Here is a 20,962-nt window from a genome sequence, read left to right as displayed (position 1 = left end):
GAGTTTTACTTTGACTGCATATTTATTTCCAGTGAAAACAGCGTTTATTTTATTTCCCTTTTTAGCAATGTTTCTTTTAATCCCTTTTTTAATATTTAATTATCGAAAATACGGTTATTTAAATAAATGGCGCTCATTTATTTTATACTCATTATTACTTTACTTATTAAATGCCTATTTTCTTGTTATTTTGCCGTTACCACAAACGTTTGATACTTGTAGCCTACAACCGGCTAATACACAACACATGCAACTCTCACCATTTTATTTCATACAAGAGATTAGTAGTCATACATCGGCAGTTTTAACGAAACCAGCTACTTATTTCTACTTATTAAAAGAGTCTGCGTTTTTACAAGTTGCATTTAATGTTCTATTAACTGTTCCATTCGGTATTTACTTACGTTATTATTTCCGACGTAGTTTCTTACAAACAATTTGCATTTCCTTTTTCCTTTCACTATTTTTCGAGCTAACACAAGTGACTGGATTATACGGTATATACAATTGTGCATACCGATTATTTGATATCGATGATTTGTTTTTAAATACATTAGGTGGCGTAATTGGTTTTATCATTGCACCAATATTTACGTACTTCCTTCCGAAGACAAATGAGTTAGATAGTCATATTGATTTGGAAACGAAACCAGTCGGATTCATTCGTCGCCTTATCGCGATGCAAATTGATTGGATTTTCTTATCTATCGTTGTACCTGTCGTTAAAAACAAAGGAAATTCTTTCTTCGTTTCTAATATGCAATCTTACACCAATATGTATGAACTCATTTTCATTACGTGTTCAATCCTTATTTACTTTATTATTATTCCATACTTTACGAATGGAAAAACAATTGGGAAAGCATTGCTTCGCATTCACCTGAAAGGAAAATCAGATCGTATTACATTAAAAGAACTATTTATTCGCTACGGTATATTTTATTTTGCGTTAGGCGGAATCAATTACATTCTTTCTAGTAGCTCTATGTTAAATCATACAGAGCCTTTAGTATTACTCGTTACATTGTTATTCCTATTTATCATTAACGGCCTATTTATTATTCATGTTTTACTGCATGTATTTAGCCGTGATAAACTACTTTTTTATGAACATATTAGTCATACAAGAAATGCAATTACACTAAAAAAAGCTGACAAATAATTATTTGTCAGCTTTTTTATATACATAATGTGAAACTTTAATCAGTGGGGGTCTTACTGCCCGGCAAATAGCGGGATAAATAACTTTTCTGCATAAGGATTAAAAAACATTCCAAGTTCATCTAGAGACTTCCTCGCCTGTAAAAACGAATGAAACTCTGGATATATATCTTGTAATTGCTCATACGATAATGTATGCATTTTCCCCCAATGCGGACGCCCTTCATACTTTAGAAAAATTTTTTCCACTTCGCCAAAGTAAGCAGCATATTTCATACCTTTATACATATGAACAGCGATATACGCTGAATCTCTTCCATAGGCTGGACTAAGCCATATATCATCACCTTTCACATAGCGGCATTCGATCGGGAAGTGCACCTTATACTTTTTCTTTTCAATAATATTTGAGATTTCTTCTACCACAGTCCTCATATACTTTGAAGGAATGCTATACTCCATTTCATAAAATGGTACCGTACGTGATGTAGCAAATACTTCATAGCTCGGGCCAATTATTTTTGTGTTTGGTACAGCCTTAGCTGATAATCGACTCACTCCTTTACTTATAGAAGGAAACCATTTACACCCTTTAGATAGTAAAGAGAACATCCTATTTTCAAGTAACTCCACCTTTAGTTTATGCCATTTCAAATCACTGCCTTGATTCGTTGTTTCGTTCGTAAGTTTTACTTGTACTTCATCAGAATAAGGAAAAACGAAAAATTCAAAGTGACGATGCTTCTTATACTCTTCTAGTTTGTTCATTACAGTAGATAATGACTGTTTTTCACTTTCATAAACGAGTGAATACGCTGGAATAACCTTCAATTTTATCTTTACAATGATACCTAACATTCCAAGTGACAACTGAAACGCTCTCCAATATTCTACGTTCTCAGCTTCCGAACAAACTATACTCTCACCATTAGATAAAACTGCCGTAATCTCTATAACTTGTGTTGATAAACTCCCAAAGGTAATACCCGTTCCATGAGTCCCCGTACTAATCGCTCCTGCAATAGATTGTGAATCAATATCCCCTAAATTTTCTTGCGCATAACCTTTTTCCTCAAGTAACTTCCCTAAATCATATAACTTTGTTCCTGCCCACACTTCAGCGACCATCTTCTCTTCATCAATATTCACAATGCCCTTCAATTCATCTAAAGAAACTAAAACTTCTTCGGTTTGCGCAAGGGGTGTAAACGAGTGTCCTGAACCAACAACACGAATTTTCCGCCCCTTTTTTCGTGCAAGCCCCACTACTTCTACTACATCTTGTATACTTTCTGGATACATCGTATAATGCGGCGTTCCTCCTACATTCCCTGTCCAATTCCTCCACTTTTGTCCCTTTATAGAAAGCATTGGCCATCCCCCCGATATGTTGAATACTCCCCAACAATCTCTCCTTTTTTAACACGATACAAAAAAGGAAAGCGCTCACATAATTCACCAGCCTTACTATGACGAAACAAAATGGACTCTCCTATATCCACTCGTTCCTCGCCGTTATAAAAAATTGGCGTTTGTACCTCGCCAGCACCTTCTAAAGCTAATAGTTTTGCACCCTTCGGTCTCCAAACTTCAGGCTCTTTATCTTTTCCAACTGCTCCTGAAGCAATATATCCACCACCTAGGCAAGTGTAAATAAACGGGACTGGTTTACGCACAACTGGTAAGGCAAATCCGACCGCTGGATGAAATTTCACCTCTTTATAATAATCAAACAGCTTCGGAGAATAAAAAGCAGAACCTATTGTAATCTCTGAAACTGAATTATCTTTCTCAGTTGTTTTTATGCTTCCTGTTCCGCCTCCATTTACAAACCTTAGCTCAATACCAAGTTTTTGTATTGCTTTTACAATATATTCTCTTCTTTCTTTCACTTCTAGCACTGATTTCTGCTTTAAATACGAAATCACTTTACTTTTCAGCCATTGATTCGGTATATGGTCTCCCACCCCAGCAATTTGAGCTTCATAACCCATCACACCATCTAACATTAAATATGATGACCTTCTCACCTTTTCTACTACTTTCAACGCATCCTGCACATTTTTTACTGGGGATCTTTGTACACCAAAATGAAATTGAAAGAAACGACTACTCATATCAATATCCAAACAAACACGAAAACATCCTTTAGATTTCTCAGCAATTTTTTCTAAATACACAATATGCTCTTCACAATCCACCATACAAGTTATAATGAAACCTTTCTTTGTTAGCAAACTAATTTCACACAAAGCTCTTTCATCATAAGCAGGATATCCGAGCAATAAATCATTAAATCCTTGTTCTATTAAAAATAAAACCTCTCTAGGTGAAAAGCACATAATACCTTGAAATCGATCATTTGCAGCTAAAATCTTTTGCATAATCGGAACAGAACGTAACGATTTACTCGCTATACGAATCTTCTTATTTCCACTTAACTCTATAATCGATTGAATATTTCTATCTAAAGCCACTTCATCCAAAAATGCACACGGTAATGGAACTTCTTTAAAAATTCCTCGATCCACATTTTTCTCTCCTCTTTTCAATATGTCTTATACATATTGGAAAGAAAGTATGATTTTCCTGTTTGCAAATAAAAAAAGTTTCTTCTTTACGAAGAAACTTTTTGAAACTACTTCATAGAAATAGTCGCCTCTACTGGATAATGATCAGAGTAATCATTATACGTATATTTTTGGAACCACGATGTAACAGTCCATTGTGGAGATTTCGGCTGTAACACCTTATTCTCTATATACGATGGGTTCGCATGGTCTTTGCTTGCAATAATATAATCTAAATATTCGGCAGGACTATCAGGGAAATTATATTTTGCAATACTGTTTGTCGTTGCATCCCAAGTCGCTGTATGTCCAGTATAAGATGGTACAGAAGCGTTCAATGTTTTAAACATAGATGCATACTCTGAATCATTATTGTTCTCTGCATTTATCTTATTTACGTTCATATCACCACCAATTAACACATACTCATTATTTGGTATATTTTTATTTTTAATAAAATCTTGAATTTCTTTTAATTGATTCGTACGTACAGATGCTGGTGAAGTTTTTCCGCACATACTATCTTCAGCCTGCAAATGCGTCCCAATCACGTGAACGAAACGATCATTTTTCTTAATTTTCGTGTATACAAATCCTTTATTCGATAAATTATCTGGCCCGCATCCTTTTGCAAATACATATTGAATCTTTTCAGCGATTGGCCATTTGCTCACAATCGCAACGCCACCATCTTCAGGAGTTGAAGATGAATAGTTCCCTAACGTTTTATCCCATTCGCTTCCACTACTACGACCTAATACTGCTGTTTGATTTGGATATTCTTTCTTCAAATTGCCTAATAAACGATCTGAGGCACTATTATCAAACACTTCATTTAATATAACAACATCTTGATTCTTTATATAATCTGCCGCCCCGATTAAATCAGCACGCTCAGTTTGTCCCCAGTTTGGATATAAGTTTGTTGATAGCATATATACATTATGCGTCATCACTTTTAATGTATCATTTTGATTTGTAGATGCTTCTGCTTGAGCTGAAGTTCCGCTATATAAAGCTCCTAAACCAACCCCTAAGCTAAGTACACCTTTTAGCAATTTACCTTTCACGTTTCATACCTCCATGTATTGTATAGTCATAAAAAGGCCAAATACTCTATTCTGAGATTTGACCTTTTTCAAATACTTAACGATTTCCGTACGTATCAAACCAAAGCTGAATGTATCCAGCAGTAACACGTTGTGCATCCATTAAACGCTTACCTGTCATTGGTGTAACTTCAGCGCGCCATTTATCTGCATATTCTTGTGATACAGCTGCTCTTACGAACCAATCTTTCGTATTATCATTTACAATGCCAGCGTAATCTTGTTTCGCAACTACTGCCGCTCCATGAATCCAATCTTCTGGATTTGTACCTTTCCAGTTCCAATATCCATTTCCATCCGTTACTTTATAATTATCTTTTATCGTATCTACAAAGTTTTCATATTTAGAATGGAATCCTTGTGGATACGAAAGGTTCGTAAAGTTTGCCGCATGCATCGGTTGGTTTACATCCCCTAAATAGTGAAGAGATAATCCTAAATAGAAGAATGCTTGTTTCATATCTTTATTTTTGTAAGACTCACCAGCTAATTTAAAATATTTAGCTCCAGTTTCCTTTGCCTGCTTTGCATACGGAATATAAGTTTTCCCATTGTCAGGGTCATAGAAATGTGAAGCAAATGTGCTATTATCATAATAAGGATTTTCATAGTCAGCAGCATAAATACCGTTCTCTAACTCAGTACGCCATTCATTTAATAGTGCAACTCGATCTTGTTTTACAAGTGTTGTATTACGAGACATAATATCAATTGCACGGTTTACAATCCATAAATGAGAATTCACGCCTTCTTTATGTTTATCTTCAGCAGACCAGCGCGGAATAACTCCAAATCTCTGTCCCCCATCATTTTCATGAGCAAATGCAACACTTTGTAATGGAGCAACTAATGTAATAGCTGCCGCTAAAGCAAGTACTTTCTTTTTCATATAAAATCCTCCATTTTATAATTGAATTATTGTAAACATTTTGTTAGGATCCTATGATGTCGTCCGGTTAACCTATGACTAGAATATCCCACCTTTCACGAAATTTCTATCACTAAATTAAAATATGCAAATGTTCATATCATTATAACTTTATACACAGTGAATATAATGAATGAATACACTTTCATTTTAATAAACTATTATTAAGGCTTGTCTAAACTAATGTAAAAAAAGAGTAAAGCATACACATGCTTTACTCTTTTTTTCTATTCGATAATATACTTGGCAATTGTACATTAACTGCCAACTTATGTATAAATCCAAACACTAATCCGATCCCTATAAATATGTATAATATCGTAAATATCTTTCCGAAGTCAGTTTTGGGACTAAATTGTCCATCACCGACAGTAGTCAGCGTCATAACGCTAAAATATAAAGCATCCAGAGGACGTAACCCCTCCACTGTACTATAAAAGATTGTACCAGATATTAATGTCAAAATTGTTAATACGAATAACACTTGAAATTCTTTATCTTTCCATGCTCGCAAACAAGCTTTTAGCATCCGTTTCAATGTCAACATAAATGAAAGCATTAGACTTCCCCTTCCAAACAAAATACCTTTAGTTACAGGAAAGTCTATCACCTTTCTGTACAGAAAAAAAGTAGCCCTCTTCTATTTCTAGAAAAGGGCTACTCTTTTCGATTCTATCTTATTTAGGTGAAACAAGAATTTTCACTTGTGTTTTATCTTTTACAAGTGCTTCAAATCCTTCTTCAACAACTTGATCCACTGTAATTTTTTTCGTAATTAATTTCTCTGCTTGAATTTGACCAGAGCTAATCAATTTAATAACAGCTGGGAAGATGTGACGGTATCCTAAAATACCAATAACTTCTTTTTCTTTTAATACTAAGTTATTTGGAGTAATTGTTGCGTCTTTTTCCCATACACTAACAATTACAGTTTGTCCTTCGAAGCTTGTACTTTCAATCGCTTGGCGTAGTACAACTTCAACACCTGTTACTTCAAAGCTAACATTTACACCTAAACCATTTGTTAAGTTACGAATTTCAGCTAACACATCTTGAGTTGCTGGATTTAATACATAATCCGCACCTGCTAATTTCGCTAACTCTTGACGTTCTTTAGAAAGTTCAACTGCAATAACAGGAGTTGCTCCTGCTGCTTTAGCTGCTTGGATAACAAGAAGTCCAATTGGACCGCAACCAAATACAGCTACAGCTTCCCCTTCTTTTAATTTACTTTGACGTACTGCATGAACTGCTACTGCTGCTGGTTCTACAAGCGCACCTTGTTCATACGTCATTTCATCTGGAATGTGATGAACCATATCTTCTGGTACTACTGTATATTCAGAGAAACCGCCGCCTTCTCCGCCAAGACCGTGGAAAACAAGTTGTTCACAAACATTGTAATGTCCATGTTTACAAGCTTCACATTTACCACAAGAATAAATTGGCTCTACAACAACGCGGTCTCCCACTTTATGAGATGTAACTCCTTCACCAATCTCTATTACCTCACCACTAAACTCATGACCTAAAATAACAGGTGCTTTCACATGTGTTAATGGATGTTCTTCTGTTGGAATAAAAATAGGCCCTGCTAAATATTCATGCAAGTCTGTCCCACAAATACCACACCATTTAACTTTGATTTTCACTGTTCCTGGTTTTACTGTTGGTTCTGGTACTTCTTCTACTCGTACATCACGTTGATTATGCCAAAGTAGTGCTTTCATTTTATACATCCCTCTCTATGTATATACTTAACCTGGTGAAGTTTACAATTCTATTATAATACTTCTATCCATATATTTCAAAAAAACAATCACGTTCCCACTAATTTTTTACAAATAACGTTCAATATTTTGTCACTTTGTACTTTTTTCCACATCTGTTAATTCAATTTCATTGCAGGTGAAATTAGCATTGTGCCATAATAGCATAGGAGAGGTGAATATCGCTTGAAATATTTTATTTACTTTATCGTTATCGTGGCATTTTTAGATACATTTTCACAATTACCTATTATGAGTACTTTCGCTCAAAGCCTTGGAGGAACTCCTCTTATTATCGGGCTAGTTGTCGGTATGTACTCATTCGCTAATATGATCGGTAATATTATTGCTGGAGCCGCTGTCGATAAATTTGGTGCAAAAAAAATCCTTTATATAAGCATGGGAATTACGAGTTTCATAGTCTTGTTATACACCGTTGTTCAAAGTGGTGAACAACTATTAGTTGTGCGCTTTATGCATGGATTTAGTGATGGCTTTTTAATTCCTGCCGCCTTTACATTTTTATCAAAACAAACAAATGCAAAAAGACAAGGAAAAGCAATGGCTCTATCTGGTGCGGCTGTTGGAACAGCCGCAATCGTAGGACCTGCTTTCAGCGGTATTATGAAAGCAACAGCTGGCGTAGAGTGGGTCTTTATTACTATTTCTATTTTAATGGCTCTTGGTACGATCGTATCTCTATTCTTCTTACCAAATAACGTATCAAGAAAAGATACATCAAGAACGCAAATGATGAACAAAGAAGATATGGTTGAACTTTTAAAATCAGAACCGTTATTACAAGCATATATTGGTGCTTTCACATTAATGTTTTCACAAGGAATTGTCACTTATATGTTACCAGTAAAAGTTGAGGCATTAGCGCTTAAAGCATCCACAACAGGCATGATGTTAAGTGTATTCGGTATAACTGCTATCCTCTTCTTCTTGCTTCCAACAAATCGTATTTACGATCGATTTAATCGTTCGAAACTAATGCTAATCGGAATTGCAGTTATGGCATTCGCATTATCTTTACTCGGATTATTTGCTACAAAAGGTATGCTCTTTATCGTAATGATGATTTATGGAATTGGATTCGCAATCCTCTTTCCGTCTATTAACGCTTTACTCGTTGAAAATACTACAGACGATAATCGCGGAAAGGCATTCGGATTATTTTATGCCTTCTTCTCATTAGGAGTTGTTGCTGGCTCCTTTACAGTCGGCGCAATCGGAGCATCACCTAGCATCAGCTTCATTATCGGGACAGCATTTTTATTAACATTTGCTGGGATGATTTATGTAAGAAGCAAAGTAAAAAAGACAATGATGGGATAATCCATCGTTGTCTTTTTTTAATGATAAACCCCTATTCAACTTTTAACTTTCAACAAGCCGTATTTAATAAACAATATGGCATTATATTTTTCATAGAGATAATACAATGGATAACAAAATAAGAAGAAAATAAGTACAGTTGGTACACCGTCTATAATAGAAAAATATTTTACTAGTAATTCCTTAATACTCTCTCCAATCATAATAAATAGTGGAATGATACAAATTGCCACTAATATTAAACATGGTGTGATCCTCATTTCTTTTAATTTCACCTTACAATGTGGACACCTGAATGAAAAAGGATGCGGGAGATCCATAATATGTTGCGCAGTAATATCCCCTTCACACTGTGGACATTCAATTACTTCTTTCATTTAACTCACTCCTTTCTATTCATAAAAAAGAGCACTATCCAATAGCGCTCTTTTATTGCCGAATATATTACTTTTGTGTATAGCCAAGTAACAATGTAAATAAATTAAACTGTAAAGACAATACTACATTTCTTCTTTTACAAAAAAAGTGTATCAATACCAACGATACTTCGACAATTTCCTCGGAAATATTTCCTTTCCCCACATAATTTGATACACTACACATGAATAAACACTTGTATTACATAAACTAAAATAATAACTTACTGTACAAATTAAAAAGCACACTCTTCATATGAAGAATGTGCTTTTATGTTATTAACGTTTAATCCAAACAGCGCCTGCCGATTTATCTTCTGCCTGTCCAACAACTTGGAATTTAAGTCCAAGGTTTGGAACTTTCCTTCCTGCATCTGCAATTTGCTTGTTACTATATACTTTTGAATCATCAAAAGTTGTAACACCTTGTAATCCAGAATAGTTAAACTGACCACGTGTTAATGAATTTACACTCCATGCTGGTGTTTTATCAAATGAAAATGCAGCATCTGCAATTTGCATGCCCGTATTACCGTATGCTGGTTTTCCGTTTAAATTACCAACTAGCGCTTCTGGATGAGAATCTACAACACCAAGGAATCCTTCACCTGGATGCACCCCAACCCAGTTATCTTTGAAACTATCATCTGCATACCAAACGACAAGACCTGTATTATACACTGGACCTTTTCCTGCTTTTAAACCATTATCTGATCCCGCATAGTTTCTCCACTCTAAGTAGTAATAATGAGCTTTCTTCTCTGTCCCATCAGAAACAACAAAACCATTTAAATTCATTTTAGACTGTCCTTCTGCATCATCAGAAAATACAACTTGTCCATCAACAGTTACATTTACATTGTCCATCGCAAAACCTTTATATGTTACAGCCGGATCTGTAATATAGTCTAATTGTAGTTTCACTTTTTTTCCTTTAAATTGACTTAAATCATATGATTTATCAATCCATTTCCCATCTGTTGTATCTTTATCTCCTTGGACTACTTTTTCTCCAAGTCTATCAATTAATGTTTTCGTTCCATCTTCTGTTACTGCATGTACTTCGACGAAATCGCACTCTGCTTCTAACTCATAATTTGCTTTATAATTGAATGTTGCATTTGTTCCTTTCGTTAAATCAAAGAATGGTGTCTCTAACGTTGTATGCATATCATCGCCTCTTGTACTATAATATGCATGCTTTCCAAACTCCGGTTTAATCGTTTCAACACTTTTACCTGGTAAGTTAACACGTACAACGCCTGGACGATTTGATTTCGTAACACTTTGATCAATATAGGTAGGAACTCCCACACCACTCTTAATTTTATCGTAATCTACTTCTAATATTTTTGCCCAGTTGCCACCCATATTCTTTTGTAAGAAGTCTTTATTTTGTGGTGAAAAACTTGTCGGCTCCGTTCCTGCGATTTTTCCTGTCCAACTACCTCCACTCATTAATGACCAAGCTTCGACAGGTGAACCAGTTCCAGTATATTTCGTGTCATATTCATCTGGTAATCCAAGATCATGTCCAAATTCATGCGCAAACACACCTACAGCTCCATCTTCTGGTTCAATTGTGTAATCATGTGCTGCTACTTTTCCACCAAAGTAATCTACTTTTGATTTTGTACCTTCAATCGCTACTGGATCTACTGCTAATTTTGAACGATGTGACCAGATCGCATCATCACCTAATTTACCACCACCTGCTTCTTGACCAACACCAGCATGGATTACCATTAAATGATCAATTACACCATCAGGTTCATTTTGATTCCCATCCCCGTTTGTATCATATCTATCAAACTGATCAAACTGAGATAAATCTAGTCCTTTCTCAGCAGCTGCATGCAAAGCTTCTTTCACTAAATCACGTGCACCTTTCGGACCTTTATTATCGTGACCACTGCTACCATCAGCTCCATAATCAGATGCTTTTCCTGGAACTGTTAGCCACTCCGTTACATATCCGTCTGTCGTATAACTACCACCAGACTGCTCTTCATAGTATTGTTTAAACGTTTTTACTTTTGAACCATCAAATAATGTATAAGGCTCCTTACCGAACAACATCTTTTGATAATGTTCTCTACTAAAGTCTTTCGAATACATATAACCTGGTGTTTGATCAATATTATTATGTTTATAATCACTAAATTCAACGAGTAGCACTAATACTTTATCCGATCGAACAGATCCTTTATATGGAGCTTGCTTTGCTTTTGAAGTTGGAACTTGCCCATTTAATTGCTTTTTATTTGGTTCTGGCTTTTGCTCAAGATTAATATTTTTTTCAGTCTTTTTTACATTTTCCTTTTCTTCCATCTTTTTCTCTTTTACTTTTTTTGTGAAATCAGACGTTTCTTGTAAGTGAGCATCTGGAAGAATTTCTTTGTTCGCCTGATCTCCTTGTTTCTTTTCAATATATTGCTCGACAGCCTTTTTCGTCTCTTCTTTAGAAGATGCTGGATTAATTGTTCCTCTTTCTTTCAAAGCTTCCGCTAAACGATCTTCTTGAATTAAATTGTAATCAATTGGCGTTGTAGACACATTCTCTTTCTCTTTTGCTGGCGTTTCTGCATATGCTAACGGCGCACTCATTACAGATGTGCATCCGATAATTGCCGCAATTGCTAATGACGATAACACTTTAAATGGCGCTTTTCTTCTCATTCTATTTCTCTCCTTTTATAAAACTTAAAATTCAGATAAATCGGTGCATTTTTGTCGAAATCTCTGTTTACTACCCTCCCTATATAAAAAGACATAATTCTATAAACATTAAACTTTCTGTTATAGAATCATGCCCTCCAGTTTTCTGGTCAGACCCTCTATCTATTTATCCCTTGGTTCAACTAATAATCAGTGTGCTGATGAACAAAGCCCCCACTGATTAAAGTTTCACTTTATATCGAAATATGAAAAATAAAGAGTTATGTGATATATATTAAATATCTTATATAACAAATTTAAAAGACAATATGCAAAATTGCATGAAAATTCTTTTAAATAAAAAAGAATCCTAGTCAATTAAACTAGGATTCTTGATTTTCTATTATTTCTCTTGTGTTTTTTCCCAATCAGCTAAGAATTTCTCAATTCCTTGATCTGTTAATGGGTGCTTCACTAATGAAGCAATTACGTTTGCTGGGATTGTTGCAATATGTGCACCGTTTAATGCTGCATCAGTTACGTGAACGCTGTGACGTACAGATGCTGCAATGATTTCTGTTTCGATGCCATGAATTGCAAAGATTTCTGCGATTTGACGAATTAAATCCATACCGTTATGACCGATATCATCTAAACGACCTAAGAATGGTGAAACATATGTTGCACCAGCGCGAGCTGCAAGTAATGCTTGAACTGCTGAGAATACTAATGTAACGTTTGTACGAATTCCTAAATCTGAGAATGCTTTTACTGCTTTTAAACCTTCTGTTGTCATTGGAACTTTTACAACAACGTTTGGAGCAATCTTCGCTAATTCTTTTCCTTCTTCAATCATTTTATCAGCTTCTAAGCTAATTACTTCTGCACTTACAGGTCCTTCTATAAAGCTGCAAATTTCACGAATACGCTCATGGAAATCTACGCCTTCTTTTGCTACAAGTGATGGGTTTGTCGTTACTCCAGCTACTACGCCTAATGCATTTGCCTCTTTAATTTCGTTAATGTTTGCTGTATCAATAAAGAATTTCATTTGTTATTCTTCCTTCCTAATTTTCATTTTATATTTATTTATTTTTCTTAATAAGCTCTAATTCAATCGGAATAGATTTGTCCACTTTTTTACCTTGTGTTATCTCTTTTGCTGTTTGCATCGCCTTCTCTCCGATTAATTCCGGTTTTTGAGCGACTGTTGCAGCCATACGCCCATCGTTAACCGCTTTCACAGCATCTTCTGTTGCATCAAATCCAACAACTACCACATCTGTTTTTCCAGCAGACTTCAATGCTTCAAGTGCACCTAATGCCATCTCGTCGTTATGCGCAAACACGGCTTTAATATCATCATTTGCTTGCAAAATGTTTTCCATAACAGATAATCCTTTCGCTCTATCAAAATCAGCCGCTTGTTTTGCAACTACTTTTAAAGACTTATCGGCTACGTTATGGAATCCTTTCCCACGTTCACGAGCAGCAGACGATCCAGGGATTCCTTCTAACTCAGCAACGTTTGCTCCTTCGCCGACTAATTCACGAATGTAATCACTAGCCATTTGACCACCTTCGATATTGTTAGAAGCAATGTGAGAAACAACCTTACCTGAATTCGCAACGCGGTCTACTGTAATAACAGGAACATTTGCTGCATTTGCCGCACTTACCGCTGAAGCAACAGCATCTGAATCGGTCGGATTAATAACAACTACATCGACACCCTTTTGAATTAAATCTTCAACATCGTTCGTTTGCTTCGCTGCATCATTTTGCGCATCAACAGCAATCAATTCGATGCCGCTATCTTTCGCTTTCTTTTCTGCACCCTTTTTCAAAGTTACAAAGAAGGGATTATTTAAAGTTGAAACAGAGAATCCAACTTTAATAGTTTTATTTCGACCTTTATCGCTAGAATCCTTTGCCCATTCTGGTGGTTCCATTGAACAACCAGCAGTAATGACCATAATACATGCAACGAGTATAAGTAACCATTTCTTCATGAACTGTCCCTCCATTACGCTTCTTTTCGGCGATCAATTAATACAGCTAGTAAGATTACAAGTCCTTTTACAACTTGTTGGAAGAAAGAAGATACACCTAATAAATTTAAACCGTTATTTAGTACACCGATAATTAGTACACCGATGAATGTACCAACAATCCATCCTCTTCCCCCAGAAAGACTTGTTCCACCTAATACAACTGCTGCAATTGCATCTAATTCATAAGAAGTACCTGCAGTCGGCTGTGCAGAATCTAGTCGTGATGTTAAGACAATACCTGCAAGCGCTGCCAAAATTCCGGAAAGACCGTAAATCATTACTTTAATTCTCGTAACATTAATACCTGATAGTGCTGCTGCTTCTTCATTCCCACCAATTGCAAATGTACGACGGCCAAATGTCGTTTTCTTCAAAATGAAGTACAGTACTGCGAAAGCGATCATCATTGTAACAGCTGGTACCGGAATACCAAGAAAATAACCGCGGCCAAACATTTGGAACATTAAATGATCACCAAGACCAGTGATCGGACGTCCGTCCATATAAACAAGCGTCAACCCACGAAAAATAGTCATTGTTGCTAAAGTTGCAATAAATGGAGCTACTTTTCCTTTCGCAATGATGATACCGTTTACAATTCCCATTACAAGACCTGCTAATAGTCCAACTGCCATTGCAAGGAACGGATCCATGCCACTTGCCATCATTCCAGCAACAAGTGCACTTGATAATGCTAAAATAGAACCTACCGATAAGTCAATACCCCCTGTTAAAATTACGAAGGTCATTCCGAATGCAATAAGCGCATTAATCGATACTTGACGCAGTATATTAAATAAATTTGGAATTTCAATGAACGCTGGATTTAAAACTGTAATTACGACGATAATTAATACTAAACCGATTAAAGAACCGAGTTGTTGTAATACATTCCCCTTCTTAGCCATCCTTACTCTCCCCCTGTAGCTAGTGCCATAATAGACTCTTGTGATGCCTCATCTTTCCCTAAAATGCCGCCGACTTTTCCTTCATGAATAACAAGAACTCGATCACTCATTCCTAAAACTTCCGGAAGCTCAGATGATACCATAATAACGGCATCGCCTTGCTCAGTAAGCTTATTCATGATAGAGTAAATTTCTTTTTTCGCTCCAACATCGACACCTCTTGTTGGCTCATCTAAAATGAGTAATTGCGGATGAATGCCTAGCCATTTTGCGATTACAATCTTTTGCTGATTTCCACCAGAAAGAGATTTCACTGCCTGCTCTCCGCTAGATGCTTTCACATTAAGAAGCTTCATCATATCCTCTGTAAACTGTTGTTCTAGCTCGTTGCTTAGAACACTTCCCTTTGAAAGACTTTCTAAATTCGGTAAAGCTAAATTTTCTCGAATTGAAAAATCTAACACTAATCCTTCAGACTTTCTATCTTCTGTAATGAAAGCAATTCTTTGTCTAATTGCATCTATCGGACTATCAATCTTTACTTCTTGTCCATTTATAAAAATTTGTCCAGAATCTAAAGGTTCATAACCAAATATCGCTTTCATAATATCAGTGCGACCAGCCCCCATCAAACCAGCTACACCAAGGATTTCACCTTTCCTCACTTGAAACGAAACATTTTCAAATTTCCCTTTCTTCGTTCCGTTACGCATTTCAAAAATGACATCACCAATTTGACTATTTCGCTCTGGGTAACGTTCACCAATGCTGCGCCCCACCATCATACTCACTACTTCATCAAATGATGTTTCTGAAATTAATCTCTTTCCAACGTATTCTCCATCACGCAAAATCGTAATGGCATCACATATTGAGAAAATCTCTTCCATACGATGCGAAATGTACACGAATGAAACACCTTCTTTACGTAACTTATTGATTACTGTAAAGAGCGTTTCGATTTCACGATCCGTCAGTGCCGCAGTAGGTTCATCCATAATAATAACGCTCGCGTTTGTCATTAACGCTTTCGCAATTTCGATAATTTGCTGTTGTCCAACCGATAGTTCCTCTGCTAACATAGCACCTCTTACATGCAATCCTAGCTCTGCTAGTTGCTGCTGCGCAATCGCGTTCATTTGTCGAGTGCGTAAAATACCTGTTTTCCCATACATTAACTCTTTACCAAGAAACATATTTTCAGCTACTGTTAAATTCGGCAATATGTTTAGTTCTTGATGTATAAATGCGATGCCGTACTCTTCAGCTTCTTTCGCATTTTTAAAGGTGCGCTCTTGCCCATCAATCGTGATTGTCCCATCATCTTTTTTGTATACACCTGTTAAAATCTTCATGAGCGTTGATTTACCCGCTCCATTTTCCCCCATCAATGCATGGACTTCTCCTGTTTCAATCATAAACTGTGCATTCTTCAAAACAGGATTGCCATTGAACGCCTTTGAAATGTTTTTCATTTCAATATGCATTCCCATCACTTCCCTTTATTAAAAAATCACGCCTGCATGTAAAATTACATTTGCATAAGGCGTAGCCTCGCCTGTACGAATAATCGCCTTCGCTTTCTTTGTATGCTCTTTAAATTGTTCATGAGATACATACTCAAATGCTGGCTCTATTAATTTTTGCTCGATCTCTTTATTTACTTCCGCATTATTTATAATGACTTCTTCTGCTAACGTCACTTTTTCGATTGCCATATCATCAGCTACAACTTGTAACACCTCTAAAAAACTCGGTTTTCCAATCTCAACAGCTAAATCAATTCGTTTTACTCCATCCGGAATCGGTAACCCGCAATCAGCAATTACAATTGTATCTGTATGCCCAAGTGAAGCAAGGACTGCCGCAATTTCACTATTTAATACACCATGCTTTTTCATCCAACAATCACCTGCACTTCACGTACTCGATCTCTCGTTGGCATACCGCCCTGTGCTCCAAGTTTCGTCACAGAAAGACCACCGGCAATATTCGCGAAACGAATTGCTTTTTGAAGTGTCTCTCCTTCAGAAAGTGCAACTGCTAACGCACCATTAAATGTATCACCAGCTCCAGTTGTATCCACTACATCAACAGCAATGCTAGGAACATGTACAATCTCCGTTCCATTATGGAAACGAACACCGTTAGAACCTTCTGTCATCAATAATTTATTTGGATACTTCGCCAATAAATCTTCAATTGGTGATGTAAAATCATCTAATACAATGCGGCACTCATGTTCATTTGGCGTAATATAAGTTGCCTTTTCTAAAATATCTTCTGATAACACTTGTGCTGGCGCTGGATTTAACATAACTGGAATATTATGCTCCTCACAAATAGCCAATACATATTTTACTGTTTCAAGTGGAATTTCTAGTTGCAGAACAACCATATCTGCTTTTATAAGAAGGTCTTTTGAGCGATCTACAACTGACTTATTTACAAGAGCATTTGCTCCTTGTACGACAACAATACTGTTATCTTCTTCTGCTAAAACGATATGAGCAATTCCTGTCGTTCCATCTGTAACCGGTACCACATAGTCGATAAAAACACGTTCGTTCTCTAAATTTTTTCTAACTACCGTTCCGTAATCATCATTTCCTACCGCTCCAACCATTGCTACATTTGCTCCTAATCTAGCTGCAGCAACCGCTTGGTTCGCCCCTTTCCCTCCAGGGATTGTATGAAACGCTTCACCAATTACTGTTTCTCCTGCTTTCGGCCGTTTTTTTGAAACAGCCACTAAGTCCATTGAAATGCTACCTACTACTGCAATATTTGGCATCTGTTTCATCTCCTTACTTCGTTGTATTTCGTTCAATAATTTTAATCGGTAGACGATAGTGTTTCTCTTCTAATGCATTTCCTTCCATTTGCTCTAACAACAACTCTGTTGCAATTTTTCCCATCTCATATATCGGTTGTGCAACTGTTGTAATAGATGGATACATCATTTCTGTTAAAGAAATTCCATCAAATCCGATAATTTGTAAATCATCTGGAATGGCAATCCCCTTTTGAAGTGCAGCCTTTACAATACCAATCGCAATTAAATCATTCCCAGCAACAATACCATCAATATGCGGGTATCCTTCTAATAATTCCATCGCTACACGCTCACTATTTGCTGGATCAAACGTACTCTCCGCAATCATATACGAAAGATTATTTTGCGTAATAACGTCTACAAAACCTTCAAAACGTTCATTTGCAGTACTCACATCACGTGGACCGCGAATATGTGCAATATGTTTACATCCTTTATCTAGTAACAACTTTGTCGCAGCCTGACTTCCTGCATAGTTATCTGCATATACAGTAGGAATACGCTCATTAAACATACGGTCAATCGCAACAACCGGAACAGATAAATTCATGTAATTAACACTATTTTGTGGATTCGTTGCTACAATAAATCCATCTACATTATTTTGTCTAAGTACATCAATGTATTGTTTCTCTTTTTCTAAACTTTCATCAGAGTTACAAAGAACAACTGTGTAACCTTGTTTATGTGCTACATCTTCTACGGCACGTGCAACTTCTGGAAAGAACGGATTCACGATATTTGGAACAACTAAGCCAATTAAACGAGACTTTTTATTATACAGTGAACGCGCTACTGTACTAGGCTTATAATCTAACATCTCAATTGCACGCTCTACCTTTTTTAATGTATCTTCGTGAACATATCCATTTTTATTTAGAACTCTGGAAACGGTCGCAACAGATACTCCCGCTAATTTCGCAACGTCTTTAATCGTACTCATTCTCTTTTCTCCTCATTTCATGTAACCGTTTACAGAAAATAATATAACGTATTTCTAAAAATACGTCAATCATTTCTCACTAAAAAGCTTTTAAGGTTATACTCAAAAAAGCACCGCCATAAGGCGATGCTTCTTCATTACGAGTATGATACAGTTTTTTCTTTTTCTTCTACAGCAGGCTCTTCAGCATCTTTTTTACGATCTGATAGTTTAATTTTTTGTAAGAAAATCGTAAAGATGGCACCTACTACGATAAATACTAATCCTGTTAAGAATACAGTATGAAGCGAGTCTACTAAAGAGTTTTTCAAAATAGGTACAATGCTGTTAGCAAACGCTTCTGGCATTTGTTTTAATGCCTCTGGGCTAAATAGCATCGAATATAAACCTTGTGGATCTGTGTGAATCATATCTTTAAATTTCGTTACCATTTGTCCCGCTTCTTTCGGGAATGTATCTAATACAGGTACTAATTTATTTGTTAACGTTGTACCTGAAGTGTTATTCATAATTGATCCTAAAATTGTAATACCAAATGTTCCACCAATTTGACGGAAGAACTGACTTGATGACGTTACGACACCAAGGTCTTTTTTCGGGAAGCTTTCTTGTAACGCTAATGTTAATGTCGGCATTACAAGACCCATTCCTAAACCGATAACCATCATATAAGAAGTAGCTGTAAGCTTCGTTGTGTGCATATCCATCGTTGTTAATAACCAGAAACCACCGGCCATAATAAGCATACCTGCGATAATTTGTGGTTTTACACCAACTTTTAATACAAGTTGCCCACCGATAATACTCATTACAATCATTGTAATCATCATTGGAGTCATAATTGTTCCTGATTCAGCAGCACTTACTCCTACAATACCTTGCATGAAGAATGGTACGAACATAATCGCGCCGAACATTCCAATACTCATAAAGAATCCAATCGCATTCAGTATTGTAAATGTGCGATTTTTAAAGAAATGCATTGGTAAAATCGGCTCTTCAGCTTTCGTTTCAACAATAACAAAGCTAACGATACCAATTACAGCTAGTGCGAATAAACCGATAATTTGCCAAGAATCCCATGCATAATCTTTTCCACCAAACGTTAGCGCAAGCAATAAACTTACAACACCTAGAATCATCGTAAAGATTCCAGCGATATCAATTTTAATTGGTCCTGTTTGTTTATGTGATTTTAATCCCATTGCAATAAAGATTGTTGCTAAAATACCAACCGGTAAGTTAATGTAGAATACCCATCTCCAGTTCACTGCATCTACAATCCAACCACCAACTTGCGGTCCAATTACAGAAGCAAGACCGTATAACGCACCAAAAATACCTTGCCATTTCGCACGTTCTTTTCCCGTGAACATATCTCCAATAATAATCATAGCCATTGGCATCATAATACCGCCACCAAGACCTTGAATACCACGGAAAATAATTAATTCTGTCATACCATTCGCCATACCACATAACGCCGAACCAATCATGAAAATAACTAGCCCTGTTATATATACGTTACGACGACCAAGTAAATCCGCTAATTTACCTGCAATTGGTACAACTGTCGTTGATGTTAACATATAAGCTGTCGTTAACCATGTCATTAAACTTAATCCGCCTAGGTCACCGACGATACGTGGCATTGCTGTACCAACAATTGTTCCATCTAATGCAGCAAATAGCATCGCGATTACTAAACCGATTAACAACAACTTTCTATTTTGATTTTCTTGTTGCTCCATGTAATCTCCTCAATTCCTCTTAGTTATTCTCTTTTTTCTCTTGTGTCCCGCAAATAATGGTTTCTAACTTCTCAAAGAGACGTAATAAATCTTCTCTTTCTTGCAACTCTAAATGTGAAAAGTATTTTGCAATATGCTCGTTGCGAGCTGTCATTGCCTCTTCTACTCTAGCTTTCCCCTTTTTCGTTAACTCGATGATGACAACACGACGGTCATCTTTGTCGTGATAGCGTTCTACAAGTTCTTGATCGATTAGACGATCAATCATCACTGTAATCGCGCTAGGCTTCACATACATCTTTTTTGCTAATGTTGTCGCTCTTGAAGCCCCATAATGATCTAAAATCTTTAAAATATAAAACTGCGGTGGTGTAAGTCCTGTTGCTTGCATTTGTTCTAATAACTCCGTCTGCATTTTCTTTCCAATCGAAAAGGCAAGAGCTTGAATTTTATCGATATGCGTCATATCATTTGGCATGTTATCCACCTCTTATTTAAACAATAAAATATTTAACGTA

Annotated in this window: 19 protein-coding genes; 2 read left to right on the top strand and 17 right to left on the bottom strand. The window is 36.3% G+C overall.

Annotated features, from left to right (window positions below; translation table 11 throughout):
- Positions 1 to 10 precede the first annotated feature (10 nt).
- Positions 11 to 1,162, top strand: coding sequence for a VanZ family protein (locus ACS2FK_RS21815; RefSeq protein WP_000128017.1), 1,152 nt, complete (start codon positions 11 to 13; stop codon positions 1,160 to 1,162).
- A gap of 53 nt (positions 1,163 to 1,215) precedes the next feature.
- On the opposite strand, the gene ACS2FK_RS21810 is transcribed toward ACS2FK_RS21815, so the two are convergent.
- From ACS2FK_RS21810 to bdhA, 6 genes are all read right to left on the bottom strand, one after another.
- On the bottom strand, positions 1,216 to 2,532 hold the full coding sequence (locus tag ACS2FK_RS21810) for a D-arabinono-1,4-lactone oxidase (protein WP_063546468.1): 1,317 nt from the start codon (positions 2,530 to 2,532) through the stop codon (positions 1,216 to 1,218).
- Positions 2,520 to 3,692, bottom strand: coding sequence for an amino acid deaminase/aldolase (locus ACS2FK_RS21805; RefSeq protein WP_063546466.1), 1,173 nt, complete (start codon positions 3,690 to 3,692; stop codon positions 2,520 to 2,522). The genes ACS2FK_RS21810 and ACS2FK_RS21805 overlap by 13 nt, the downstream gene beginning before the upstream one ends.
- Positions 3,693 to 3,799: 107 nt before the next feature.
- Positions 3,800 to 4,801 (bottom strand): sphingomyelinase C, encoded by a 1,002-nt coding sequence (gene sph, locus ACS2FK_RS21800; protein ID WP_000676799.1) that lies wholly within the window; start codon positions 4,799 to 4,801, stop codon positions 3,800 to 3,802.
- 76 nt (positions 4,802 to 4,877) lie between these two features.
- Entirely contained in the window at positions 4,878 to 5,729 is an 852-nt protein-coding gene (cerA, locus tag ACS2FK_RS21795) for a phospholipase CerA (RefSeq protein ID WP_000730997.1), read from the bottom strand.
- A gap of 253 nt (positions 5,730 to 5,982) precedes the next feature.
- Positions 5,983 to 6,327 carry a potassium channel family protein gene (locus tag ACS2FK_RS21790; protein WP_000948241.1) on the bottom strand — a complete coding sequence of 115 codons (345 nt, stop codon included), beginning with the start codon at positions 6,325 to 6,327 and terminating at the stop codon, positions 5,983 to 5,985.
- Positions 6,328 to 6,445: 118 nt separating this feature from the next.
- A complete protein-coding gene (gene bdhA, locus ACS2FK_RS21785) occupies positions 6,446 to 7,498 on the bottom strand; it encodes a (R,R)-butanediol dehydrogenase (protein ID WP_000645827.1) in 1,053 nt (350 codons plus the stop codon).
- A gap of 225 nt (positions 7,499 to 7,723) precedes the next feature.
- Between bdhA and ACS2FK_RS21780 the strand changes: the two genes are divergently transcribed.
- Positions 7,724 to 8,878, top strand: coding sequence for an MFS transporter (locus ACS2FK_RS21780; protein WP_000873271.1), 1,155 nt, complete (start codon positions 7,724 to 7,726; stop codon positions 8,876 to 8,878).
- 35 nt (positions 8,879 to 8,913) lie between these two features.
- Here ACS2FK_RS21780 and ACS2FK_RS21775 read toward each other — a convergent pair whose 3' ends face one another.
- From ACS2FK_RS21775 to ACS2FK_RS21725, 11 genes are all read right to left on the bottom strand, one after another.
- Complete coding sequence (locus ACS2FK_RS21775; RefSeq protein ID WP_021036119.1) at positions 8,914 to 9,255, bottom strand: hypothetical protein; 342 nt, start codon at positions 9,253 to 9,255, stop codon at positions 8,914 to 8,916.
- 318 nt (positions 9,256 to 9,573) lie between these two features.
- The gene (gene inhA2, locus ACS2FK_RS21770) at positions 9,574 to 11,973 is read right to left on the bottom strand and encodes a M6 family metalloprotease immune inhibitor InhA2 (protein ID WP_063546464.1); all 2,400 of its coding nucleotides are present in this window, start codon (positions 11,971 to 11,973) and stop codon (positions 9,574 to 9,576) included.
- 382 nt (positions 11,974 to 12,355) lie between these two features.
- On the bottom strand, positions 12,356 to 13,003 hold the full coding sequence (gene fsa, locus ACS2FK_RS21765; RefSeq protein WP_000667666.1) for a fructose-6-phosphate aldolase: 648 nt from the start codon (positions 13,001 to 13,003) through the stop codon (positions 12,356 to 12,358).
- Positions 13,004 to 13,037: 34 nt separating this feature from the next.
- On the bottom strand, positions 13,038 to 13,964 hold the full coding sequence (gene rbsB, locus ACS2FK_RS21760; protein ID WP_063546462.1) for a ribose ABC transporter substrate-binding protein RbsB: 927 nt from the start codon (positions 13,962 to 13,964) through the stop codon (positions 13,038 to 13,040).
- Positions 13,965 to 13,978: 14 nt separating this feature from the next.
- On the bottom strand, positions 13,979 to 14,914 hold the full coding sequence (locus ACS2FK_RS21755; RefSeq protein ID WP_001074649.1) for an ABC transporter permease subunit: 936 nt from the start codon (positions 14,912 to 14,914) through the stop codon (positions 13,979 to 13,981).
- Between the two features lie 2 nt (positions 14,915 to 14,916).
- Complete coding sequence (gene rbsA, locus ACS2FK_RS21750; protein WP_063549257.1) at positions 14,917 to 16,401, bottom strand: ribose ABC transporter ATP-binding protein RbsA; 1,485 nt, start codon at positions 16,399 to 16,401, stop codon at positions 14,917 to 14,919.
- An 18-nt stretch (positions 16,402 to 16,419) separates the two neighbouring features.
- Positions 16,420 to 16,815, bottom strand: coding sequence for a D-ribose pyranase (rbsD, locus tag ACS2FK_RS21745; protein WP_063546460.1), 396 nt, complete (start codon positions 16,813 to 16,815; stop codon positions 16,420 to 16,422).
- Entirely contained in the window at positions 16,812 to 17,708 is an 897-nt protein-coding gene (rbsK, locus tag ACS2FK_RS21740) for a ribokinase (protein WP_063546458.1), read from the bottom strand. Before rbsK ends, rbsD begins: the two co-directional genes overlap by 4 nt.
- 13 nt (positions 17,709 to 17,721) lie before the next feature.
- The gene (gene rbsR / locus ACS2FK_RS21735) at positions 17,722 to 18,693 is read right to left on the bottom strand and encodes a ribose operon transcriptional repressor RbsR (protein WP_000104050.1); all 972 of its coding nucleotides are present in this window, start codon (positions 18,691 to 18,693) and stop codon (positions 17,722 to 17,724) included.
- 137 nt (positions 18,694 to 18,830) lie between these two features.
- Positions 18,831 to 20,444, bottom strand: coding sequence for an MDR family MFS transporter (locus ACS2FK_RS21730; protein WP_000437647.1), 1,614 nt, complete (start codon positions 20,442 to 20,444; stop codon positions 18,831 to 18,833).
- A 19-nt stretch (positions 20,445 to 20,463) separates the two neighbouring features.
- Positions 20,464 to 20,922, bottom strand: a complete 459-nt coding sequence (locus ACS2FK_RS21725) for a MarR family winged helix-turn-helix transcriptional regulator (RefSeq protein WP_001132365.1) — start codon at positions 20,920 to 20,922, stop codon at positions 20,464 to 20,466.
- Positions 20,923 to 20,962 lie beyond the last annotated feature (40 nt).

The sequence above is a fragment of the Bacillus cereus group sp. BceL220 genome, from assembly GCF_051776965.1.
Lineage (GTDB): Bacteria > Bacillota > Bacilli > Bacillales > Bacillaceae_G > Bacillus_A > Bacillus_A cereus.
Note: the sequence above shows the minus strand (reverse complement) of the source record. Positions and strands in the feature narration are given on the sequence as shown.